Origin of the sequence: Photobacterium profundum, from assembly GCF_003026285.1 — a bacterium.
GTDB lineage: Bacteria > Pseudomonadota > Gammaproteobacteria > Enterobacterales > Vibrionaceae > Photobacterium > Photobacterium profundum.
On the sequence record NZ_PYOD01000003.1, the window covers coordinates 342,202 to 365,577 of the forward strand.

Genomic DNA, 23,376 nt, shown 5'->3' on the forward strand with positions numbered 1-23,376 from the left:
CACCCCTTTTAAAAATTGGAGAACTCACATGATTATCAAAGGACGCATCAACGATGCTGACGATATCGAAAAGAAAACGAATACCAATGAGAAAACGGGTGAATCCCGCGACTCTGGCACAGTGAAACTGCAACTGTTTAACCCCTCAGAGGTGGTTGATTGCCGTATGTCCCCTGATGTGTGGGATTCGATGGGCGGTGGTGCTGATTTACAGAAAATTATCGATAAGAAAGTCGAGTTTAAGATCCAACACGTTGAACGTTCTTTTGCAGGTGATGGCGGTAAACACGTGAGCTTTTCAGGCTGGCATTTGTTGGCTGTTCCGTCACTTGAAAGCAAACCCACACAACAAGGCTAACCCATGACTGACTTAAACCCCGAAGACATCACAAAGATTCTGTTCTGTGTGGGTCTGGTCATTTGCTTCGCCCTTGGGGCGATTAAAGGCGGTCAACGATGATTGAAATTGTTGCCTATCTGTTCGGGGCGTGGGGTTTAGGTTGGTGTTTTGGATTCTCGATTCTAGCGTACAAAAAATTCATTGAAACCACTTACACGGGGTAAGTGTTTCTTATTTCAAACCCTCAATAATGAGAACAATATTATGTCTACATTAAAAAATGCGTTAACTGTTCACCAAAATAAACTTATCGCTGCTGGCCTGATGGTTGTGTCGGGCTCTTCGTTTGCTGAAGGTACTGGCGCGGCGGCTGCGTTTACGGCTGTTGGCGCTCAAGTCACTGAATACGAAGGTTACACATGGCCTGTCATTTTGGCAGTCACGGGTGCGTTTATCGGCATCAAACTGTTCAAGAAATTCGTTAACAAAGCCGTTTAATCGAATAACCCTATCACTGCGTTATTACATTCTGGGCGGCTTCGGTCGCCCTTTTTTATGGGTTCGAGTTATGAAACGTTTTCTTGCTTCATTGTGTCTGTTCATCACTTTATCTTTTGTTTCGACAAGTGTTTTTGCCTCAACCTTTATCGTGAGTCAATGGCAATTAGGCTCTGGTTGTCAGGGGGTTTATGGTTCGTTAGAGGCGGTTAATAGTGCCTGTAAAGGTCAGAGTATTGGGCGCGGTAATGTTATTACTTATGTACGGCTTTCTCGTCAAGATTTGTATTGTAATTTTAAGACGTCCAGTGGTGGTAATTCTTCCACGTCGTGCGGTTTCTTTCGTAGTAATGGTTCATGTCCCGATGGTCAGAAATTTAATTCATCGGGTAAATGTGCTGAGCCAGAGGAAGAATATTGTGATACAGCCGCGGGTCAAAATGCATTAAGTAGCGCGATCAGTGCCTGCATATCTAATCCCCCCGTTGGCTATGAAAACACTCATACCTATTCTTGCAGTAACGATGCGAAAGCTATTTTAGGCGGCTGTAATTCAAAGCCTATTGATAAGCCTTGTACGGGTGATGCCTGTGGTGGTTCAGGTTCTGGCGGTGACGGTGGAAATACTGGCGGTGGCTCAAGTGGTGGAGATGGTGGTTCTTCATCCGGTGGCGGCTCATCTGGCGGTGATGGTTCTGGCAATGGTGACGGAAACAAAGGCGAAAAAGGTGACAAGGGAGATAACGGCGATACAGGAGAAGCAGGCAAAGACGGTGTTGATGGTATCGATGGGGAAAAAGGAACTGACGGCATTGATGGTATTAATGGAAAAGATGGAATAAATGGGGCTGATGGTCGCGATGGCGTTGACGGTTTAAATGGCTCAAATGGTCGTGACGGTGTTGATGGTGAACGTGGTGCATCGGGTAAAAATGGCATTGATGGTATTAATGGTTTGAATGCCGAACCCGCTGACCTTCGACCTGTATTAAATAGCATTAGCAGTTTAAAGAGTTTTAATGCCAGTGAGTTTAATTCTGCTGCGGCAAGTCGTCGTAATTTAAGCTCTAGTCTTGATTCTATATCAGCGTTAACCAGTGGCTTGGGTGGCAATATTGATGCGCTGAAAGTCTCAAATAAAAATGCCCTATCCGATGTTAAAAATGCCACGGATAGCTTGGGCGCAAAAGCCGATGAACAAACGGCCTATCAAAAAATCATTGCCGACAAAATGGCTGAACTCAATGATAGTTTTGGTGTAGGTATTCCTGAGTTAGATAAGAAGTCAGAACGCAATAATCAGTTACTCGATGACATCAAAGCCATGACGGCAAAAAACAATACCGATTTAACTGACGCCAATAAAGCCCAGTTAGATAAAGCCTTCGCGCAATTTGATGAAACCAAAAAACAAACCGACCTACTGGCGAATATAAAAGAATTAACCGCAGAACTCGGGGATAACTCGGTCACGGATAACGAATTGAAGTCGGTGAATGACAAACTCGCCCAAATGAACAATCAATTAGGTTCGGGTAATAACAAGCTTGATGCGATTAATGAAACATTAATTGTCAATGAATCCCAATCCTCAAAACGCACCGACCAATTATTAGCAGCCTTGGCAAACAGTGATGCTCAGGGTGAAAGTCGTTGGCGTGAATTACGTGACCAATACAAGCAAGGCAATGATGATTTAATCGATGCCGTTGGCGCTATTGGTGATGGTATTGAGGGCGCTATTGGTGAACAGACTGACCGCTTATTAGAGACGGGGTTAACGTCTGGCGGTGTGAATGGTACGGCATCAACATCGACGGGGATTGTTGAAGGCGTGATGGATGATGTGATTGATTCTGCTGTTGAGGTTATTGGTTCGGGGGCTGATGCCTTAGAGGTGAATGCAGGAACATTGGATTTCGTTGGGGCTTATTACGACGACTTGGTCGGTATTACAGGTGATTGCAATGGGTTGAGTTTCGGTCCTCTTAAAGTGTCTTGCGCTCAGGTTAATCGGTTTAAAGAGTATTTTGGTTTCATTCTGTATTTTTTAACGGCCTTTACCCTATTCGATATTCTATTTACGGGCATTGTGCCTGATCCAAAACGAGCGGGGCTTTAATCATGGTTGCGTTACTGCCTATTCTTGCGGGCATCGGGACAGCGTTGCGACTACCTGCCCTTGTGTCGTCTATTTTTGCTGTGGCGATGTCCGTTTTTGGCTGGTTCTTAACGTGGTTTACGAAAAGAACGGCGATGAATTTAACCATTATCGCTTTAGTGTCTGCGTTGGCGTTGGTCAACTTGCTTGCCTTGAAAGGGATTTTGTCGGGATTGTCGTATGTTCTCCCTCCAGGTATCTCTGAGGGGTTTGCCATGGTCATTCCTTCTAATGCGCCAGCTTGCCTTTCTGCTGTGTTTTCCGCTCGGGTTATTCGCTGGGTTTGGGAATGGAAAGCATGGGCTATTGCTTGGATGAGTCACGTTTAAGGGGGCGTTATGGCTGTTTATGTTGTAACAGGTAAATTGGGTGGCGGTAAGTCCATTATGTCAGTGGCGCGTATTCAGGAGCGCTTACAGAAAGGCTGCAAGGTCGCGACTAATCTGGATTTGAACTTGGTGGCATTGCTAGGACGAAAAGCCAAACAGAGTCGTGTGTTACGCGTGCCTGATAAACCGTGTCTGGACGATTTACTTGCTATTGGTAAAGGTAACTCCACATTAGGCAAACCCATCTTTGATGAAAATAAAAACGGCTTATTGGTGCTTGATGAGTGTGGTACTTGGTTTAATTCTCGGTCTTGGAATGACAAAGGACGGCAAGAGATTATTAACTGGCTGCTTCATGCGCGTAAATTAGGCTGGGATATTATTTTTATCGTTCAACACCTTTCAATCATTGATAAACAAGCCCGTTTAACCTTGGCTGAGCATGTGGTTTTTTGTAAGCGAACTGACCGTATTATGATCCCGATTGTAGGTACGTTAATCAAAGCATTTACAGGTAATGCGGTTCGATTGCCCAAGGTACATATGGGTATTGTGAAATACGGTGATGAACAAAATGCGCTCACGGTTGACCGTTGGAGTTGTTGGGGCGCGGGGTTGTATTCGGCTTACGATACACGACAAGTTTTCTCTCATAATTATGAGCATGGTGTGTTCTCGTACTTGCCACCTTATTACACCCATTACCGCTATCGCGTGCCAATGAATCTAAGGAATATCATGCGTATTACTCGTATTTATTTAAAAAAAGTTTCTCGCCCGTTGGCGTTCTTGGCGGGTATCACTGTCTCCTACTTCATTTTTGATTCAGGTGATGACGGGATTATCTCGCAAGCGGTTGCCAGTGTTGAATCAGTCGATGTCTCAACGTACAAAAATTATAAGATCGTGTCTTATTCTAAAATGCCCAATGCCACACCTTTCTATACGCTTAAGCTCGACGATAAAACCATTACCTCAGACACTCTCACGAAATTGGGATTAACCCTGACCAATGTGTCTCGCTGTCAGTTGAAGGTTACCAACCAAAAGCAAGAATCACTCTCTCTAACATGTGGGCGCTAATATGAAACGTTTCTTTTTCCTTGTTGCTCTAGTTCTTGCCCTGCCCGTTAATGCCAAGTTAATTGACGGATTTGAGGCACACAATATGCCAATCACTGAATTTGTCGATTGGTACTCTGATGCGCTGAAATTGAATGTGATTGTTGATGATGGTGTTAAGGGCGCGGTGTCCTTCTCTGCACCCGAATTAGATACGACTGACTTTCAGCCTTTTGTTGATGCGGTACTGGTTTCAAATGGTTTTAAGATGACACCGGATGACGGTTTTTACCGTTTGTCACTGGTCGGTATCAGTGATTCTAATAAAGATGAAAAGCTGGTTATCGTACCGCCAGTGACGAAATTCTATGATTTGAACTATGTTGAAAACGTTAAGATAAGTGACTTAATTCAATCGGTGTTGACCGCTTATTCAAAGAATACAGGTGAGATGCAAACGGCCTACTCGGTGATTACCTTACCCAATATCAACTCGATGATTGTTACGGGGTCACCTTCTCAACTGACGCAAATTGATAATCTGATTAAGCGTGTTGATGTCAGGCGTAAACAAGTGTTGATTGATGCGGTTGTGATGGATACCCGTCTTGGTGACAGTGAATCTATTGGCGTGAGTTTGGATGTGCTGTTAGAAGGCGCTGGATTTCGTTTAATCTCTAATCCTGTGGCATCGATTAAGGAATCGTTTAAAGGTGGCAATATTATTTATGATAAAGGTGATGTGAGTGCTTTGGTGACGGCCATTACGCAAAACCAGAATACTAAGCTCTTATCTAAACCGTATCTGTTGGTGATGGACAGAGAAAAAGGCGCTATCAACGTCGGTCAGAACGTGCCCTTTTTAGTCTCTACTGAAACCTCTAACAATGGTTCGTTAGTGCAGAAAATAGAACGGCAAAATGTCGGGCTGGGTTTGAGTGTTGTGCCGCATATAGTGAATGATTCGGTGGTGCTAGCCATAAATCAAACATCATCGAGCGTGTCAGACAGTGATATCGCCTCTGATATTATTACCAACAATCGAGAAATTAATACGGTTGTGCAAGTGCTCGATGGTCAGTCTATTATCTTGGGTGGTTTGGTATCGGATGAATCGAGAAAATCAGAATCTGGTGTACCGCTATTGAAAGATATACCGTGGATTGGGGGCTTATTTAGAACAACTTCTGATAAGTCGGTAAGCTCTCAAATGTCCGTGTTAATCAAGGTGACGGTGATATAAAACCACCGCACAATGTTGAGTGGTTGACTGCCCCATGGCGCAGCCATATAAGACCACTCTCTATAATCCAATTTTTCGGCATAGTTAGCTGGTCGAAACCGCTACTGACTCAAAAATCCACATAACCGCCCTTCACACTGCTAAGCTGCTTTTGCTTTTGCTTTTGCTTTTGCTTTTAGCTAGACCACTAAACCTTTGATTTTTTATATCACCCCTTCTGGTGTCTTCTAAGCTAAATCATATGCATTACCGTTCAAAGTGTTTATGTATGTATTAGTAAACATAAGGAACTAGAATGAAAGACTGTGATTAATAAGAAGCTTAGTGTTGTTATGAGATGCATAATTTTAGATCGTTGAATTCACTGTTTACTACAAATCTATTAAAAAGGTTTTGTATGAGAGAAAAATTTCCAGATTCAGAGAAGCTAAAAATATTAGTGGCAGCACTTGAACGCTATCAAGCTAATTATAATACAAGTGCTTATTCTACAATGGGTTTTTGGTTAATAGGACTAGGTTGGCTTTTTACTTCTTCTTCAGCTCGTGAATTTATTGCATGCCATGAATACTTGAGATTAGCTGCAATCGCTTTTATTTGGATAAATTTGATCTTGTTTTCATATGGCAGTTATCGTGTTTATAGAATATCAAACAGGCTGTATCAGAAGTTAAACAATTGGGAATATGCTAAGGGGACATTTGAACACGCTAAGATGCCATTAGCATCTATTGTGCTTTATTCTTTAATTATGAGTTTAGTTGTTTTTTTGATTACCGCTGTATTATGCACGTTAGCCTAGCTGAAGCTTCAAGGGTGATGCCACTTGAGTGGTTAACCTTCAAAGCTAAGCCGCTTTTGCTTTTAGCTAGATAATTTATTTGTAGAGTATGGAGTACATGACATTTGTTGAATTTGTAACGCTGATAGATCCTCCATCTACAGATTGTGGCCTTACAGAACCAAAATCGGTGTTTTCGATAAGTATACGGTAGTCACCAGATTCTAGTTTAATCCAACCTGACTCTGTTAGATTATCTGGAACTGGTGAAAATTTAACAATTGATATTAACGTTGCACTCGCAAAGTCATTTGTCTGTGTTTCATCTTCCCAGTTTTTGTATTCTGCTTCTGTAATGATGAATGCTTCTGATGGGACGTTATTCAGTAAACTAACTTTGACGTTAACTTGCTGGTTGCCGTCTACATTGAACTGCGTTGAAAAGTATTCATTCTTCTTGATAAGCACTGAATCTAATTCTTTCACATCGTCATTACTATCGCAGCCTAGTAATGTTGTTGATAGAAGTGATAGTAAAATTAGTCGTTTTAACATGATTCAAATGCCTTTTTAGATGATTTTCAGCTATTTAACCACACTTGAAATGCTTTTTCCATTTGCGCATATATGTAAAAAAACGCATGTGAAAATATGCTTGTTCTCTTCTATGCCTTTCAAGCCAAAATTTTCACTTTCCACACAACTAAAGGCATGATTTTAGATGTTTGGCACTTAAATTATAACGAATCTGAATTGATAATATGATCAATATCATATGCATTGATTTTGGTAATTAACTTTCAGACACATTCTGTATTATTTCCCATACATAACGAGCTAGAATGGCAGTCAGTGAGCGTTAAGAGGCTAAGTGTGGTGTTTTGCCCTGCTAAGTCGGCTATTTAACGTAATAGCTATAATGCGTACCGGAGGTGTAGCCGCAAAGCTAAAGTGTCCTGTTTTTTCAATGGTGATCAGTATCTATCTGATCTGTGTGAGATTAACAAACTATGTTGATAACGATGAATGATGGCCTTTGGGTACCCGTAAACCAAACGCAAGCCACGAAATTTACCACCGTCGTGATTGCCTGGGTGAATTGATCCAAATAGATGGCTCACACCATGACTGGTTTGAAGATCGTAGCGATAAATGCTGCCGACTTGTTTACATTGATGACACCACTGGGCGTTTAATGAACTTGCGCTTCAGTGAGACGAAATCTGCCTTTAACTACATGGTAACTACTCGCGAATACATTGAGCAGATGCATAAAAAAACCCGCGACCTATAGCTTTACGGGCTAAAAGAATTAGGCCTAACACACAGAATTTAATGAAGAACTGGCTCAATGACAACCACACCACAAACACATGTAACGATCTCCCGTTCCTCATCGACTAAAAAGTCTTCGTCTTGCCCACACTCTGGACAAGGTTTAAACTCAATTTTAATACCATACATACCGAATCCTTAATTAGCGCCTAAGAGTATAAGTAGCACGAACATAGCAATACTAGAAAAGGTTAATAAACACGCTACTGCTATCGATGTAACTATCACACAACCATACAGTTCGCCATACCATATATTGATATCCTCTCATAAGAAGGCAATAATTGACAATAAACATATTGTCTTTTGCATCATCTCATACGCATATTGCTCCTGCCCACGTGCCACTTTTTTAATTATTATCGTCGTTAGTTTAAGGCTGTTAATATTAACCGAGGTTCATATCTCGTTAGAAGCCTTGAAGCTAATCACCAAGCATATTTCACACACAGAATTAGTTGTACTTATTATTGTACAATAATATACTATTCCTAAATAAACACACCAAAGGTGAATTAAATGGAAATCTACACTTACTCAGAAGCTCGACAAAACCTGAAGTCTGTAATGGATAAAGTTGAATCAAACTGTGAAGAAGCAATCATTCATCGTCGTGACGGTGAGAATATGGTTCTAATGAGCGAGTCAGAATACAACGGCTGGATTGAGACAATGAGAATTTACTCAAACCCTGCTCAACGCAAGCACATTGAAGAGTCTATCGAGCAATTCAAATCTGGTGATGTAAGTGTCTTCTCGCTTGAAGAACTTGAGCGATTATCTAATGACTAGGCTTATAGCATTCAGTGTCAAATCGCTTGCTGACTATAACGAATGGGCATTAATGGACAAAAAGGTGTTCAAACGCATTGGTAAGCTAATTGTATCTATCCTTCGCGACCCATACCAAGGTGAAGGAAAGCCAGAACCACTCAAACACAATCTGTCTGGTTATTGGTCGCGTCGAATAACGCAAGAGCACAGGTTGGTTTACCAAGTAACCGAAACCCACATAAACATAGTCTCATGCAAAGAGCATTACAGCTAATCACTACACATACAAAAAACAGAATGGCTTCAATCAATAAACCGTATTGTGATTGGCTATATTTTCTTTGGCTATTCTTCACCCTATCCAGCTTTCGCTTATCCCTAATTCTCTTCCTATGCACATTCTCATTAACCGTTTACATTCCGGTCGTATTTCTGACTCACACTTTAAAATACAACACAGCGTGACGGTGTAACTAGAACATTTTACGACTTGAACCCGCCTTGCCCTTGAAATCTATTTGGCTCCGTAAGGCGGTGAACTTTTTTCTTCGGCTGCGGTTACGCTCAGTGCACCGTTCGCTTAACTGTAGCCTCACTTGATGCCTTATATTGGCGATTTAAGCACTCTTAACTCGCTGTTTTTTATCGAGTTATTTTTATTGGTGCAATTGATGTTAGGTGATAACCTTCGGTTTCAATATTAGCGAGGAATACTGATGGCAAAAAATTACGAGGAATTTAATCAAGTCGATTTTTCTAATCAAGATCTGAGTGATTCATATTTTAAGGGATGCAAATTTTTTAGGTGTGACTTTAGCCGTGCAAACCTAAGAGATGCTAAGTTTGATGACTGCGTCTTTATAGAGCAAGGTGCTATCGATGGCTGCCATTTCGATTATAGTGATTTGCGCGACTCATCGTTTAAGAACTGTAAACTTTCATTGTCTAATTTCAAAGGTGCTAAGTGTTTTGGCATTGAATTTAGAAGTTGTGATTTAAAAGGCGCTAATTTCATACAGGCAAGCTTCTCGAACCAAATTAGCAATAGTATGTATTTCTGCTCGGCTTATATCACAGGCTGTAATCTTTCTTACGCAAACTTTGAACGACAATGTATAGAGAAATGTGACTTGTTCGAAAATAGGTGGATTGGTGCTAATCTACAAGGCGCTTCTCTAAAAGGCTCCGATTTAAGCCGGGGTTCATTTTCTGAAGATTGTTGGGGCCAGTTTTATATACAAGATTGTGATCTCAGTAACTCAGAATTAAGCGGCTTAAACCCACGGAAAGTTGACTTAAGTGGTGTAAAAATCTGTGTATGGCAACAAGAGCAATTACTTGAACAGCTTGGGTTAATCGTATTGCCTAATTAATGTATGCGGTGCGCTTGGTGGATACATCTTTGCGCACCGTTAACAAGATTGTGGCCAATCAAAAAAATATTAACGCACTTGGATTTTTGAACTACCTTAGATAGTAGTTTTTTGGCTAGCACGACGTTTACACGTACTAGAATGCTGTTCTCCACTTTATACAGGTAGTTATATATGATTAGATTTCTTACATTTACTCTTTTAGCAGTGTCGATTAGTGCCAATGCCGCAACGTCTAAAGATTTAGTAAAAAGCACGACAACATGGGATGGCCATAAACTTCCACCCTATTCACTTGTGCAACCTGAAGTGACGATAAAAGAAATCATAATAGAACCAGGAGAAAAACTGCCCTGGCACCAACACCCTGTTATAAATGCAGGTGTGCTGATCAGTGGTGAGTTAACGGTTCATACAGATAAGCAGCTTTTGAAGATGGAAGCAGGTGATAGCCTTGTTGAATTAGTTAACACCTCTCATTATGGTGAGAATACGGGTAAAGTGCCGGCTAAAATTATTGTATTTTACCTGTCAGAAAAAAATCAAAAAGTAACTGTTATTGATAAAACACAGCATTAGTGTTGCCTACAAATACCTTGGAAAACACCGCTATTTAACATTCGTTAATCAAGTAACCAGGTAGAAAGCGAAGCCCTTACATCAGAACAATGCCCAAAAAGCACTAAAGGTCTATTTGGGTAGTCTTGATCTTTTAACTGACTAATTTGAATAAATGTTTCAGCTTTCACGTCGATATGGCTCACTAGAATTCCATTATCATGTTGAAATATAAGGTTATTTCTTGTTGCAAAAATCAAATCATCTGCTGTATATGTTCTTTTTTCATTTAAGTTTGATATGGTGCAGATGATGGGAAGTTCCTGAGCTACAACGCTAGAGACTGAAAACAACATCGACATTAGAATTATCCCCTTAAATATCCGCATAATTAGACCTATATACCTTTTATAATAACAAACTTGCAGAGTTACTTATCAGATTAATGTCTTTATACCAAAGTATTATACCTATTTATCAAGTTATTATACTCAACGCGTAGTATATGTAATAACTGTGTGTTAATGTTTCTTGGTGTTACAAGTAAGTATATAAGAAGTAACAGCGTGTAATTTAGAGTTAGGGGAATGATATGGAAATCAAAAAAGCTGAGACTCAAACTTTTGATGCAGATGTAATCCAGCTCTACTTGCGAGAAATCGCATTAAAGCCTCTTTTAACTAAACATGAAGAAATTTTGTATAGCCGAAAAAGCCTTACTGGTGACAAAGAAGCCAAAAAAGTTATGATCGAGAGTAACTTGCGTCTTGTTGTGAGTATAGCCAAAAAGTATCGTGGAAGTGGCATGCAACTCAGTGATCTAATTGATGAAGGAAACATCGGTTTAATTACTTCCGTTGAAAAATTTGACCCAGAACGTGGATTTCGTTTCTCTACCTATGCAACATGGTGGATTAAACAAACCATCGAGCGTTGTATTCATAATCAAGCACGTACAATTCGTCTTCCTGTTCATGTCTCTAAAGAAATTAATACAATCATTAGAACGCATAAGCAGCTAATGAAGAAAAATAACCAAGAGCCAACACGTGAAGAAGTCGCTGAAAAGTTGGAACGTAGCGTTGATGATATTTCTTCGGTGTTAGCTTACGATGCCCCTATTGTTTCTTTTGATCAAACAATTAACGACGATGCTAATTCGCAGTCAATTTCAGTCTTTATTGCTGACGACTCTTCTGATAAGCCAGAAAGCCAAGTCGATAAAGATGATATAAAAGGCCTTGCTTTAGCAATGCTAGAAAACTTAAACCAGCGAGATCGTGAAATTTTGTGTCGTCGTTTTGGTTTACTCGGCTATGAAGTTCAGACGCTTCAGCAAGTTGCGAATGAAGTAGGGTTAACACGCGAACGTATTCGTCAGCTGCAAGTCAGTTCGTTGAAAAAGCTTAAAAATACGCTAGAAAGAGATAATTACGACCTAGAGTTATTGTTTGCTCAGTCTGCGTAACGTATAAACGTAAATATAGAAAAGCATCTAATTTATTAGGTGTTTTTTTTACCCCTTAAAAGTTACACCGTATCGTTCCCTTTCCCGAATAGTTACTTCCCTCCGTTTTATACAAATAAAAGTTTGAAAAACAACCAGGTAGCACTTGTTTAAGCAAATTATTAAATTTGTGATAGAAATATAAATGATCAATGCTGATAATTATGTAGTTACTTAAAATCATTAGTATTGAGTGGGTCTTATTTTGAAATACATTATTATTTTGTTGGTACTGTGTGTATCTGGATGTGCAAGTTACAGTGTCACAGAGGGTGAGATTCAAGATTATCTAGATAGCCGCACAACTTTTGAAAGAACAGTTGGAATTAAAGGTATAGCTCACGCCAATGTTCAGTTTAATGATGTAAAAGTGGGAATTGGTCGCGTTGCAAATGATCGCGTAAATCTTTCATCAAAAGCGCAAGCAGAAATTATGATAACAGGGCAACCAAAACAATCTGTAGAGGTTAATATTGATTTTAGTGCTATCCCATTTTATGACAAAGATGAAGGTGCTATTTTTCTTAAGGATTTAAACGTAGAGTCATTGAATGTAACACCAGATAATCTTGGGATTTTTGCTAACAAACAGCTCATCTCACCCATTGTTAGTATTGTTGGGCAAATATTATCAACACGCCCTGTCTATCGTTTAAATGATGATGATTTCAAAGAATCATTGTTGAAGACAGCAGGACCAGAATTGAAAATTAAAAATCATGAACTTGTTGTAGGGCTTTAACCTCGATTAAAATAAGTATTAATAGGCTCGCTCATTTAGGAGCCTATTAATGAATACCTATTTCGTTTGTTTAGACTGCTCTAGAAAATTAGTACCTGCAGCTTCATCAATAATATAAACAGCTCGCTCTGCTTCGAATGCTTTTTTCATTGCTTCTGCTGCATAATTCCTAACAGTTTTACCCTGCGTTGTAACCACTAAAATTAATATCATAAAAATACTAAAAACGGTACAAACAGCTGTTACTACCATTTTTTTCATCACCCGTTTTTCTGATTCTCGCAATTCACTTCGCACCATTTCAAGTACATCATAATTGGTCAAATTTGGGCGAACCTTTCTATTAAGCGACATAATACCAAGCCTTTTTATTATTATTAGGACAAATTATATCAACAACAACTTAACGATAGCTTAATCATATACTTACTAAACATATAGTAATAAAGCATTGAATTATAATTGTTATTTTCTTAATGGCGTAAAGTTATAGTGCGCTAGGGTGAAGGGTTATGAGTTACGTAAATCGTAACTCATAAATTTTCATACTGTTGGTCTCGATATCACTTTAAATCAAAGCATCCATCGCTACCTTATAAACAACAAAGACCACGGCAAGTAACCATACTGGGCATCGTTTGTATTTCAATAAAGCATAGCCAGTGATAACTGAAGCAATATCAAAAATAGAGCTAATCGATGTCGTGATAACTGGTGCAACAAAAGCACTACCAAGTAAACCAATGACACTCGCGTTAACCAAAACAATAGAAACTTTTAATCTTGAGTGACTAAACAGCGCTTTCCAAGCAGGTAAAAAAGCAAACAGCAGTAAACAACCAGGTAAAAATACAGCAACAGTTGCAAGAAAACTACCGAGAATAGGCATAGTAGGTAATGCAGATGCACCTAAATAACTCGCCATTGTAAACATAGGGCCTGGAACTAACTGTGCAGCAGCATAGGATGTTAAAAAAGTATCAGGATCAACCATTCCTTCCATCATTGGCTCAAGTAAAGGTAAAACAACATGTCCTCCCCCAAATACAAAACTACCCGCCTGATAGAAAACATTGATCAGGTTTAAAGTTTCAGCCTGATTTGCAACCAGAGGTAACCCAATAAGTAATCCAACAAATACCGAGAGTATAAAAATATTAGGACGAATAGGATCGTTCTTTATGGCCGTAGTTTTTACAGCACTATTTGTGTTCCTAAAAGACATTAAATAACCGACTAAGGCTGCAATCATAATCGGGGCTACTTGCCCAAGTAGACCAGAACTAAAGAAAACCCAAATGGCCGTTAGGCTTGCAACAAATAATGTAAGCAAAGTCGTGATATTCTTTTTTGCCATCCCCCAAAGCGCATCAGCAACCACAACCACAGCCAATAATTTAGCTGCATGAATGACTGTATCAATAATCGCCATTCCAGTTACTTGGTTATTGGCAATTGCCAAAAATGTTAGTAAAACGAAAGAAGGTAGCGTGAATCCGATAAATGCAGCCACTGATCCCAAGTAACCTGCTCTTTTAAATCCTATGTACATGCCCAACTGACTACTAGCAGGGCCAGGTAAGAACTGGCACAAAGCGACAGCATGAGTGAAGTCATCTTGTTTTAACCATTTTTTATTTTCAACAAACTCTCGTTGAAAATAACCAATATGTGCAGCTGGCCCACCAAAACTATACAAGCCAAGCACGAAAAAATTCCACAAAACGTTGAGCATATTACCTCCTAGAAAAAGATATTTTACGCCACAATAAACAATTAATTAAATCGTTTGAAATGATAGTTTCCATGTTTGATTTTAATAGTTAAAAACAGATAAATATCCATAATGTGAATAAACAGAGTGCGTGTTGTTATTAAGTTACGAAATGTACCAGCCAACCGTATACCCACAGAAACAATGATAGTACACCACTGTTTTTAAAGGAATAAATACCACTTTGGATATTTATAAATTAGCCGACCACCTGAATACTAGTGCACGAAAAGTAGTCACTAACAAAAAGAAGCAATCAGAGTATTTAAAATTTGGCCTAACCGATAAGATTCTATAAATTCAGAATTAGGCGCCTTCTACCTTCTCGATAATGCGTTTCTTTGGTTTGTTACGGTGTGACATTTATTCGCTGTATTATTAATGTCTTACATACATCAGTGTTATAATCGAAATATTGATAATCAAGGTTCTTCCCTATGCTAGAAAATCTTCAACAAATGGTGATTCTTGCCACCGTCGGTAATGAACAAAACTTCACTCGTGCTGCCGAGCGTCTTGGTATTTCCAAATCACAGGTAAGTAAACAAATTCGTTTTCTTGAGGAAAGGCTTGGTTGTCAGCTTGTTCAGCGAAGTACAAGAACCGTTGCTTTAACAGATATTGGTTTGCAGTATTCAGAGTATGGGCAACAACTTGTCGATACAGTAAATGAAGCAGAAGCAATGGTGGCAGGTTATAGAGATGAAGTGAAAGGCGTATTGCGTGTTGGCGTTGCTCAATCTTTTGGAAATTCAAACATCACGTCAGCCTTAGCCGAATTTCAAAAAGCACATCCCGATCTTGAACTAGAGGTCAGCTTATTTGATCACCGCCCTAACCTACTTGAGGAAGGCTTCGATTGCTGGGTGGCAATTCATGAACACCCACCTGAAGGTATGGTCGCGCGCCGATTAGCCAACTGTAATTTTGTTGTTGTTGCCTCTCCTGAATATCTTGCCGAGCATGGTGTACCTCAACTACCCGGTGATTTACGACGTCATAACTGTATTACTTACCAAAGCCGTGAGCGTAAGTATGTAAATTGGGAATTTACACGTGATGGTGTGCACCAATCGATTCGTGCGCGTGGCAATTACCGTATTGATAATGCCCCAGCAGTACTTGATGCGGCGACAAGTGGCTTAGGTATAGCGTACTTATCGACATATCTAATCACCGATGAATTGGTTAATAATAAATTAGTACAGCTTTTGCCAGAGTGGAAAGCAGACGTTGAATTACCGATTTATGCCGTCTATCCAAGACGTAAATATCTAGCGCCGAAAGTTCGAAGTTTTATTGATTTTATGGCTGAACGAATGGCCAAACCGCCTTTTAAAGAACTCAATCCAATCACTTCATAACCCCATCAATTAGAAAGGTGCTTTCTTGTCACCTTTTATACCCAAGCTACCTCAATATGCAGGGTTCAGAGTGATCTCAGCGAGAATTTTGAGGTAATTTGGGTATACAGAACGTACATGATTCTCAATTATTCAGTTGTGCTTTCCTTAATATGATCTAAACCTAAAAGATAATCATCTTAGTTTAGGTTGATATGCGTGCTCTCAATTATTTATTTACGAACTTTATAATCCTAATAAGTTGCGTATTTTTATTCGCTTGCACAGCTACTAGCGAGCAAAAAAGTGACATCGTCACTAAAAAGTCACAGGGTAACACTGAAAACACAACATCTTCACTGAATATTTATACCTCAAGTAATGAACTTAACAACTCTCGAAATTCAGCGGTTGTCACTGACTCTATAACATATACAGCAACACCTGATGCAAGTATTCTTCTAGCTCAATTACCCGAACAAAAAGATGTAATCTACTTCGATAATATGAATTATGAATTATCGGTGAAAAATCAGCAATTACTCGACCCTATTGCTTTACGCTTAAAGCTTCATCTTGATAGTTACTTAATCGTGATTGGTCATAGTGACGACGCTGGTTCAAAAGAAGAAAACCTTGTCTTATCATTTGAGCGCGCCTTCAGTGTCGCTATTTATATATCATCTGTATTTGGAATCGAAGAAGAAAGAATTCAAATTGTCGCGCTGGGTGATGATGAACTTATTAGCAATGGTAACTCAGAACAAGAACGACAGTTAAATAGACGAGTTGAAGTGATATCACCAAAGGCGATTGTTAGAACGCTTAATACGACACCTTAAAGCTAATCATAAACTAACGTTTCACCATAAAAAAAGCGGCTAACCTGATAGGTTAGCCGCTTTTAAAAATTAAAAACGATGACTGGTAATTATTAACCTGAATTAGCTCTCTAACTGCTTACGAGCTGGATACGCGTACATATCTTTCAAAATAGTGGCAACACCTAAAGGTAACGGAGATAACTTTTCATCAAATTTCGCTTTTTCTTCAGGTGTAACGCTGTCATGTTCGATGCCAGCAGCAATATAGTTAGCAGGAAACAATCTGTAATTCGTCGTTATCTGGCGATCAATCTCTACCGCTAGCTCTTCTGGTGTTTCAATAGGATCTTTGATTACATCACCAAAACTCACATGTATACGTCGCTTCTGACCAACGATACCTTGGATAATGCTATCTATATCTTCGAGTTCACCTTTTTCATAGCTTCCTGATGTCTGCTTTTGATAAAGCTCGTTGGCTTTGGCTACATCACATGGATCATTCTCATAAGAAATAGCAATGGGTACGATATTCAAGCTCGGCATGAATTCAGTAAAAGACTGCTTACGTTTACGTCCTTCCATAAAAAACATTTTTAAAATGGTAGGATCCGTCTTGTCGTTACCATCTTTAGCGCGCCCTTCTTTCTGAGCAATCCAAACAGGGTTACCTGTTTCTAAAGAGTTTGAAATATAACTAGACAATAAACCCAACGATTTGAGTACTTCGCGAGGTGCTTTTGCAGAACGTTTAACAATAAAACTTTTATTTAACCGCATAAGTTCTGTAGCGCACGGTTTCTTCAGTAAATTGTCACCAATTGCAATTCGTACAGTATTGAATTTTTCGTGAAACATGCACCAATTCACCATCGCAGGATCCATTGCTATATCACGATGATTCGATACAAATAAATACGCTTGATTAGGGTCTAGTTTATCGAGGCCTGAAAATGTTACACCATCACATGAGTGCTTGATTGTTGCGTGCATGTATTTTGCAACTTGCTGCTGCACATCTTCAACTGTCTTAACATTTGACCATTTGTTAATTAAAAAACGTTTAATTAACGGAATCAATAACCATCCGAGTACACCGGAGAATTGAGGAAAACGGTAATTCAAGATCGCCGTTGTAAATTCTTTATCATTAACGAGTCGCTGAATAGCATCGCTCACTTCGTCATCATTGTATGGTCGAATTTCTTTATAAATATCGTTATCTGTATGCACAATTATGCTTCATATGAGGAGGAAACCGCGTTATTTTACGCATAAATTAACATTAACCCAATGGGTTGATGCAATAACTGTGAAGGTAAGAGCTCTTACCAGGAGAGTAAGGGTGAATTTTAGCCACTTTATCGCTTTTTCGCACCACACATTAGTATGTTTACCCGTATTTAGAAACAAAAGTCACCATTTTCCCACCCTTTGTATTTAGCTTATTGACGATAAAGCCAAAACAGAACAATATGTGCAGGCAATTTTGTGAGAGAATCCGTATGAAACAGGCAATTGAATTTACCAAAAACGAACAAACTTACCTTCATGTTGGCCCTCGCCGTAAGAGCCACTCGTCGTACTTTATCGTTATAACTAAAGGTTCGGCTTTAATCCGCTTAGGCAAACAAGAATGTTTGGTAACACAAGGAACTGGTTTCTGGGTACCTTTCGATTGCCTTCACGCGTTAACAGTACTACCAGGTAGTCACTACTTTAAAGTCGAATTTTCGGTGCGCCTTACCACCCCACTTTGTCGAGAAGCAGGATTTTTTAAAGTCACTGAGTTAATGAGCGCCTTGCTGGTCGAGCTAACAAAACTATCTGAAAAAACACAAGATTGGGATAGTGCTTTTGGTCGATTACTTCGTGTGATAGCCGATCAAGTGTCAGAATTAAAAGTCAGCAATAAACACGCTTCGCCTCATTTAACAAAACATTATAATGACGCATTAGCAGTGCTACTGACGGGTGAAAAAGTTGTCGATACTGCCGCTTTGAATAAAATAACGAAACTCATTGATATTACTATTCATGAATTTCAAACCTGCATTCTGCTACGTGAGGCCTTAAAGCTATCTCGCTCAGGCCGTAAGGCATCGCAAATCGCAGAAACACTCAATACTAACGAAGCAACATTAAACGCATTAGCCATTTCAGTTCTTGGTGAACAATTTTAATTGTGTATTTTAATTAATAATAAAGCGATGAAAATATCGCTTTATTATTGAAATGGGATTTCTAGCTGAAGAAACACGTCACTAAGATCTTCGTCGTGCCATCGATAATCAAATCTGAACCGTGGCGACTTGCCACCTTCTCCACCAATACCAAAACTCATCTGTAAACCATGATTTTTTATCCAGTCTTGCGCATCAGCTAAATTATCAAGATCCATGTCATCATATTTACTTGGAAGCCAAACACCTAAGCCATAAAACGTTGATTCATTCTGTTGGACTAAGAATGGAGAATCAACGGCCATATCTTCAGACCAGTCATCCCAGAACTCTCCGCTTGACGGTGTCTTATCTACTTGCCAATTTATATTGGGGTCAGCTTGCGTTTCCAATAATAAAGCATCGTCATTGAAGACTGAAAAATTGGAACAAGACCGAAGATACACTTGTTTTTCATCATCAGAAAATGATGCGAGTTGAGCTTCGCTATATGAGTTACATGGGAAAGCAAATACTTCCCAAGAAATGAGAACAATAGTAACTGATAACAGCGTTAATAATTTAATCTTGCAACTATTCAAAGTGGTCCTTGGGCATCATATCCATTATCTAAACATAAAACGTTTTTCTTCCGATAAAAGTGTAGCGACTTTTGGTGTTGTTAAGTGTGAAACGTCGCTATTTTTGACAATTTTATCACGAATTACTGTACTCCTAATATTTACCGTCTCTGGACATGCCAATACTTGCCATTTAGACAGTATTTGTTCAGCTTGATAAAACTGACTGAATTTAAGAAAGTTATCAGGGCCAACAACAAAGGTTAGCGAGGCCTTTGGGTTCCTTTTTTGTAATTCAACTAAGACCGCATAGGTTGTTATTGATTCATCGCCTACCGCCATTTCTTCTTCTAACCGAGACAATGTCAGGTTTTTTTGTCCAATATCACTTATAAAAGCCTCTACAAGTTCGCAACGTGCACTGTAATCAAGCATTACTTTGCCCCAAGCATGTGCAAAACTAGGCAAAAGCAGCACTTGATCAAAATGCTTTAAACGTTCTAAAACAGATTTATGCCCCAAACTCGGTGGGTTAAATGCACTACCAAAGATGGCAATAGTTTTTGTCATTAGTAAAATGGCCTCTTTTTATACTATTTCAGAACATAATGAGTGCAGATGCAAAGAAATATCCTCAATTTTGATTTTATTCATAATTCGGCATTGATCCTGCTGTAGAGTTATCGCATGATTTTAATAAAGGTTTAATGTATTGATGTGTTTTTTTCATTAAATCGCTTTAGTTGATTATATTTTGGGCAACGCCCTGAGGATTCATTAACATGAAACAGCTTATTCGTGCAGAAATGCACGTATTGCCAGAAATTGATGTCGATTTTGAAATTCAACGCCGTATCGCATTTATTCAAAAGAAGATGAAGATATCAGGATGTAAATCAATTGTACTTGGTATAAGTGGCGGCGTGGATTCAACAACGTGTGGTCGACTAGCACAATTAGCTGTTAATGGTTTAAATGATGAAAGCAATTCATCAACGTACCAATTTATCGCTGTTCGCTTGCCTTATGGTGAACAACATGATGAACATGAAGCACAGATGGCGTTATCTTTCATCAAGCCTTCACATAGCGTAAGTGTGAATATTAAGGATGGTGTTGATGGTATACATGCAAGCACACTCTTCGCGCTTAAAGACACAGGCTTAACACCCAAAAGTGACGCTAAAATTGATTTTGTTAAAGGTAATGTTAAAGCTCGATCTCGTATGATTGCTCAATACGAAATTGCAGGTCTTGTTGGCGGTTTAGTATTAGGTACAGACCACTCAGCAGAAAACATCACAGGCTTCTATACTAAGTTTGGTGATGGCGCATGTGACCTAGCCCCTCTGTTTGGTTTAAACAAGCGTCAAGTACGTCTTATCGCGTCTAAGCTAGGTGCTCCTGATGTACTTGTGAAAAAGGTACCTACCGCTGACTTAGAAGAATTAGCACCTCAAAAAGCAGACGAAGATGCATTACTCGTTAGTTATGATCAGATCGACGACTTTTTAGAAGGGAAAGCTGTTGATAGTGAAGTATCTGAACGCCTCATTAGTATCTATAAAATGACCCAACATAAACGCCAACCTATTCCTACGATCTACGACGACGAATAATCGTTTATAGGTTCAGTGTTAATTCCTGCATAATTTCAATATAAAAAGGCTTTCGATGAAAGCCTTTTTATTTAGTACGTATCTACAATGAAACAACGTTACAAAACATACAACTCAAGATAAGCAGTAAACAATCTACGGTCAGTTCATTAAAAATGATTAAGCACGACGTTCAATTAGCGTATCCAACTCCCACCAAATAGCTTCACATAAGCCTTTACGATAAACGGCTTGCTTAAAGGCATTATGTTCTTGTTGATACATTTTGAAATGAACCTCTGAATCTTTCTTACTTGCTCTTACATTGGCAAGTCGATCACAGGCTTTAACGATTAAGGCTAATCGACCCGCTTCTTCGTCTATATCAAGTGAAGCTAATCGTTGATTGATTTCAATTTTACGTTTCATGCGATCATTTAATTTTCCATCAGTCATATACTTCACAGCATCTGCAACCAGAAAACCAAAATCTGCGGCTAATTCATCAACACTTGTTTCTGTGTCTTCAATAACATCATGCAACTGCGCAACAATCATTGCATTAATGCCAAACGGGCTTGCGAGACGAGATACAGTTTCTAGATGAGAATAATAAGGTCGCTCGCCATACTGTTGCCCAATATGCTTTACACGGGCTAACGTACGGGCCTTTATATATCGGTTATTCATCCTACCTCCTCAACTAAAACCAGCATACTAACAAGGTTAGCCATTACTCAATCTGTATAATATTCCAGCAACTTTGAATTTACTAAACTCATGTGAATGGTATGAGATTTTACTCACATTTTGTACAAAAAAACGGCGCCAAAAGCGCCGTTAATCATTTATCTCATGAATGTGACTCAGTTTTGAGTCAGGTGTTACTCTTCGTCGTCTTCAATTTCTACGACTTCTTGCACACCACGTTTTTTAGCGTCTGCTTCTCGAATTTCATGAGCAACAAGCATGATAGCTTCACCGCTACTGAGACCTTTTGCCATGAGATCATGAATACGGTCAGCGGCTATTTGTTGCTCTTCGTGGTTCAGCGTAGGTGTATTATTCAACATGCTATCTTTCTGCTTATCTCAATCGGATCGACATTTTAAGTGCAAATCTACATTTTGTCACTTTATTAACTTAACCTGGGCGTCCATCAACACGTGGTTGAGTTAATATTGGAAAATAAACAATACTAAAAATGGTAAATGCAACGGCCCATAAAGCAGCTGAAATAACGTAACTGTTCAATATCATTGTCGGTACTAGTGAAACGATTACGGTACGAACAAGCGTTGCAATAATTAAGGCTAAAAATGCAATAATAATCCAGCGACCAGCCTGTAAAGAACGACCAGTATGCCCAAGCGACACTCTTGATATCATTGCAAGAATCATACAACCAATGCCACCAACAGTAATAAAGTGCAGCGCTACACTGTAACTAACATCACCCGTTAAGAAGTGAAAACCTAGCATAAACATACCAATAATCATAAACAAATACGCAGCATGTAAAGACCAAAGTAATGGTGTTTTAAGCGTTTGAAACGTTCTCCAGCGTACAAATCGAATCAAATGCGTTAAACCCGTAGCAAAAAATAATGCAGGTAACGTAACTTGATTAATCCCATCAGGAATAGGCAGTAAAACATTCGCCAATAATAACCAACTTGGTATCATCGCCAATAGTTCTATTGCATTAACCCGCGTGATTTGAGCGGTATCAGTACCTCGCCATGTAAAGAATGGGATAACACGGCCACCCACAACAAGTACAATCACAGATATAACGGTGACAACAGAAAGTGAAACACCGCGTAAATCAAAATCAACAAAACCTAATACCATAAAATGAAAGTACGCATTAAGTAGTGTCATCAGCAGTAAAAGCGGTACAAAAAACAAGTTATTCCACTGTTTACGTAGAATAAGAGGCTTAGCCAAAAAATACGTTGCTAATGGAACCCATGTAAGATCAATGATCATCCAAATGATATTCGCGGTACCAAAGAGCAAACCAATACGTGCTATTGCCCATAAAAGAAATATACTCGCTAATGGCCAGCCTCTAACACCTGGACTCCCTGTCCAGTTTTGTACAGCCGTTAGCAAAAAACCAATGATAATGGCACCAGTAAAGCCAACCAGCATTTCATGACTGTGCCACCAAATTGGATTTCCATACATTAACATTGAAACATCTACTTTACCTGACCAAAAAATTGCCCAAATAATCATAGCTATAGCAGAAAAGATACTTGCACCTAAAAAGAATGGACGAAAAGCCAATCGAAAAATGGGTAAGATGCGCTGTTCTTTTTCGTTATCTAAAATCTGCATCATTTCTAAACCTTACTTCGTACAACTATAAACATGCATAAATGA

28 protein-coding genes and 1 pseudogene are annotated in these 23,376 nt (G+C 39.2%); 19 read left to right on the forward strand and 10 right to left on the reverse strand.

The genetic code is table 11. From position 1 onward, the window contains the following. Window positions 1–28 precede the first annotated feature (28 nt). From C9J48_RS11060 to C9J48_RS11095, 8 genes are all read left to right on the forward strand, one after another. Window positions 29–358, forward strand: a complete 330-nt coding sequence (locus C9J48_RS11060) for a hypothetical protein (protein WP_006229731.1) — start codon at window positions 29–31, stop codon at window positions 356–358. 3 nt (window positions 359–361) lie between these two features. Further along, on the forward strand, window positions 362–460 hold the full coding sequence (locus C9J48_RS28415; RefSeq protein WP_107253478.1) for a tail virion protein G7P-2: 99 nt from the start codon (window positions 362–364) through the stop codon (window positions 458–460). A gap of 144 nt (window positions 461–604) precedes the next feature. Beyond that, window positions 605–838, forward strand: coding sequence for a major coat protein (locus C9J48_RS11070; RefSeq protein ID WP_006229729.1), 234 nt, complete (start codon window positions 605–607; stop codon window positions 836–838). Window positions 839–908: 70 nt separating this feature from the next. Beyond that, window positions 909–2,960 carry a hypothetical protein gene (locus tag C9J48_RS11075; RefSeq protein WP_006229728.1) on the forward strand — a complete coding sequence of 684 codons (2,052 nt, stop codon included), beginning with the start codon at window positions 909–911 and terminating at the stop codon, window positions 2,958–2,960. Window positions 2,961–2,962: 2 nt separating this feature from the next. Further along, window positions 2,963–3,328 (forward strand): DUF5455 family protein, encoded by a 366-nt coding sequence (locus C9J48_RS11080; protein ID WP_006229727.1) that lies wholly within the window; start codon window positions 2,963–2,965, stop codon window positions 3,326–3,328. A 9-nt stretch (window positions 3,329–3,337) separates the two neighbouring features. Next, entirely contained in the window at window positions 3,338–4,411 is a 1,074-nt protein-coding gene (locus tag C9J48_RS11085) for a zonular occludens toxin domain-containing protein (protein ID WP_006229726.1), read from the forward strand. Between the two features lies 1 nt (window position 4,412). Then, complete coding sequence (locus tag C9J48_RS11090) at window positions 4,413–5,633, forward strand: secretin GspD/PilQ domain-containing protein (protein ID WP_006229725.1); 1,221 nt, start codon at window positions 4,413–4,415, stop codon at window positions 5,631–5,633. 397 nt (window positions 5,634–6,030) lie between these two features. Further along, window positions 6,031–6,435, forward strand: coding sequence for a hypothetical protein (locus tag C9J48_RS11095; RefSeq protein WP_006229724.1), 405 nt, complete (start codon window positions 6,031–6,033; stop codon window positions 6,433–6,435). Window positions 6,436–6,510: 75 nt separating this feature from the next. Here C9J48_RS11095 and C9J48_RS11100 read toward each other — a convergent pair whose 3' ends face one another. Further along, entirely contained in the window at window positions 6,511–6,969 is a 459-nt protein-coding gene (locus C9J48_RS11100) for a hypothetical protein (RefSeq protein WP_006229723.1), read from the reverse strand. Window positions 6,970–7,492: 523 nt separating this feature from the next. On the opposite strand from C9J48_RS11100, the pseudogene C9J48_RS11105 reads away from it, so the two are divergent. From C9J48_RS11105 to C9J48_RS11130, 5 genes and pseudogenes are all read left to right on the forward strand, one after another. Then, window positions 7,493–7,690, forward strand: a pseudogene (locus C9J48_RS11105) (ISNCY family transposase); the annotation flags it as partial. 578 nt (window positions 7,691–8,268) lie between these two features. After that, a complete protein-coding gene (locus tag C9J48_RS11110) occupies window positions 8,269–8,541 on the forward strand; it encodes a type II toxin-antitoxin system Phd/YefM family antitoxin (protein WP_006229720.1) in 273 nt (90 codons plus the stop codon). Further along, on the forward strand, window positions 8,534–8,797 hold the full coding sequence (locus C9J48_RS11115; RefSeq protein WP_006229719.1) for a Txe/YoeB family addiction module toxin: 264 nt from the start codon (window positions 8,534–8,536) through the stop codon (window positions 8,795–8,797). Before C9J48_RS11110 ends, C9J48_RS11115 begins: the two co-directional genes overlap by 8 nt. Before the next feature lie 442 nt (window positions 8,798–9,239). Further along, window positions 9,240–9,896 (forward strand): Qnr family pentapeptide repeat protein, encoded by a 657-nt coding sequence (locus C9J48_RS11125; protein WP_006229718.1) that lies wholly within the window; start codon window positions 9,240–9,242, stop codon window positions 9,894–9,896. A gap of 174 nt (window positions 9,897–10,070) precedes the next feature. Next, window positions 10,071–10,475: a cupin domain-containing protein gene (locus tag C9J48_RS11130; protein ID WP_006229717.1), complete on the forward strand. Its 405-nt coding sequence runs from the start codon at window positions 10,071–10,073 to the stop codon at window positions 10,473–10,475. 44 nt (window positions 10,476–10,519) lie between these two features. Here C9J48_RS11130 and C9J48_RS11135 read toward each other — a convergent pair whose 3' ends face one another. Beyond that, window positions 10,520–10,816 carry a hypothetical protein gene (locus tag C9J48_RS11135; RefSeq protein ID WP_242610806.1) on the reverse strand — a complete coding sequence of 99 codons (297 nt, stop codon included), beginning with the start codon at window positions 10,814–10,816 and terminating at the stop codon, window positions 10,520–10,522. A gap of 230 nt (window positions 10,817–11,046) precedes the next feature. On the opposite strand from C9J48_RS11135, the gene rpoS reads away from it, so the two are divergent. Together rpoS and C9J48_RS11145 are read left to right on the forward strand one after the other, a co-directional pair. Continuing rightward, window positions 11,047–11,922, forward strand: a complete 876-nt coding sequence (gene rpoS, locus C9J48_RS11140) for an RNA polymerase sigma factor RpoS (RefSeq protein ID WP_006229715.1) — start codon at window positions 11,047–11,049, stop codon at window positions 11,920–11,922. A 244-nt stretch (window positions 11,923–12,166) separates the two neighbouring features. Then, on the forward strand, window positions 12,167–12,703 hold the full coding sequence (locus C9J48_RS11145; RefSeq protein ID WP_107281119.1) for a YceB family lipoprotein: 537 nt from the start codon (window positions 12,167–12,169) through the stop codon (window positions 12,701–12,703). Between the two features lie 57 nt (window positions 12,704–12,760). Here C9J48_RS11145 and C9J48_RS11150 read toward each other — a convergent pair whose 3' ends face one another. Then, window positions 12,761–13,057: a hypothetical protein gene (locus C9J48_RS11150; RefSeq protein WP_006229713.1), complete on the reverse strand. Its 297-nt coding sequence runs from the start codon at window positions 13,055–13,057 to the stop codon at window positions 12,761–12,763. Window positions 13,058–13,271: 214 nt separating this feature from the next. Further along, window positions 13,272–14,438, reverse strand: a complete 1,167-nt coding sequence (gene chrA, locus C9J48_RS11155) for a chromate efflux transporter (protein WP_006229712.1) — start codon at window positions 14,436–14,438, stop codon at window positions 13,272–13,274. A 476-nt stretch (window positions 14,439–14,914) separates the two neighbouring features. On the opposite strand from chrA, the gene C9J48_RS11160 reads away from it, so the two are divergent. Together C9J48_RS11160 and C9J48_RS28235 are read left to right on the forward strand one after the other, a co-directional pair. Further along, complete coding sequence (locus C9J48_RS11160) at window positions 14,915–15,841, forward strand: LysR family transcriptional regulator (protein ID WP_006229711.1); 927 nt, start codon at window positions 14,915–14,917, stop codon at window positions 15,839–15,841. A 485-nt stretch (window positions 15,842–16,326) separates the two neighbouring features. After that, complete coding sequence (locus C9J48_RS28235) at window positions 16,327–16,662, forward strand: OmpA family protein (RefSeq protein ID WP_258191562.1); 336 nt, start codon at window positions 16,327–16,329, stop codon at window positions 16,660–16,662. A gap of 102 nt (window positions 16,663–16,764) precedes the next feature. On the opposite strand, the gene C9J48_RS11170 is transcribed toward C9J48_RS28235, so the two are convergent. Beyond that, the gene (locus C9J48_RS11170) at window positions 16,765–17,877 is read right to left on the reverse strand and encodes a 1-acyl-sn-glycerol-3-phosphate acyltransferase (RefSeq protein WP_006229709.1); all 1,113 of its coding nucleotides are present in this window, start codon (window positions 17,875–17,877) and stop codon (window positions 16,765–16,767) included. Window positions 17,878–18,149: 272 nt separating this feature from the next. Here C9J48_RS11170 and C9J48_RS11175 point away from each other — a divergent pair, with 272 nt between their 5' ends. Beyond that, window positions 18,150–18,827 (forward strand): AraC family ligand binding domain-containing protein, encoded by a 678-nt coding sequence (locus tag C9J48_RS11175; RefSeq protein WP_006229708.1) that lies wholly within the window; start codon window positions 18,150–18,152, stop codon window positions 18,825–18,827. 44 nt (window positions 18,828–18,871) lie between these two features. Here C9J48_RS11175 and C9J48_RS11180 read toward each other — a convergent pair whose 3' ends face one another. Both C9J48_RS11180 and C9J48_RS11185 read right to left on the reverse strand, forming a co-directional pair. After that, a complete protein-coding gene (locus tag C9J48_RS11180; protein ID WP_006229707.1) occupies window positions 18,872–19,408 on the reverse strand; it encodes a hypothetical protein in 537 nt (178 codons plus the stop codon). A gap of 24 nt (window positions 19,409–19,432) precedes the next feature. Beyond that, window positions 19,433–19,957, reverse strand: a complete 525-nt coding sequence (locus C9J48_RS11185; protein ID WP_006229706.1) for a nicotinate-nicotinamide nucleotide adenylyltransferase — start codon at window positions 19,955–19,957, stop codon at window positions 19,433–19,435. Window positions 19,958–20,169: 212 nt separating this feature from the next. On the opposite strand from C9J48_RS11185, the gene nadE reads away from it, so the two are divergent. Then, window positions 20,170–21,006, forward strand: coding sequence for an NAD(+) synthase (gene nadE, locus C9J48_RS11190; protein WP_006229705.1), 837 nt, complete (start codon window positions 20,170–20,172; stop codon window positions 21,004–21,006). 159 nt (window positions 21,007–21,165) lie between these two features. Here the strand turns inward: nadE and C9J48_RS11195 are convergent, their stop codons facing one another. The 3 genes from C9J48_RS11195 to C9J48_RS11205 form a co-directional block, all read right to left on the reverse strand. Then, entirely contained in the window at window positions 21,166–21,675 is a 510-nt protein-coding gene (locus C9J48_RS11195; protein WP_006229704.1) for a bifunctional (p)ppGpp synthetase/guanosine-3',5'-bis(diphosphate) 3'-pyrophosphohydrolase, read from the reverse strand. A gap of 194 nt (window positions 21,676–21,869) precedes the next feature. Beyond that, on the reverse strand, window positions 21,870–22,058 hold the full coding sequence (locus tag C9J48_RS11200; protein WP_006229703.1) for a YoaH family protein: 189 nt from the start codon (window positions 22,056–22,058) through the stop codon (window positions 21,870–21,872). Window positions 22,059–22,128: 70 nt separating this feature from the next. Further along, window positions 22,129–23,334: an NnrS family protein gene (locus tag C9J48_RS11205; protein WP_181320807.1), complete on the reverse strand. Its 1,206-nt coding sequence runs from the start codon at window positions 23,332–23,334 to the stop codon at window positions 22,129–22,131. Window positions 23,335–23,376 lie beyond the last annotated feature (42 nt).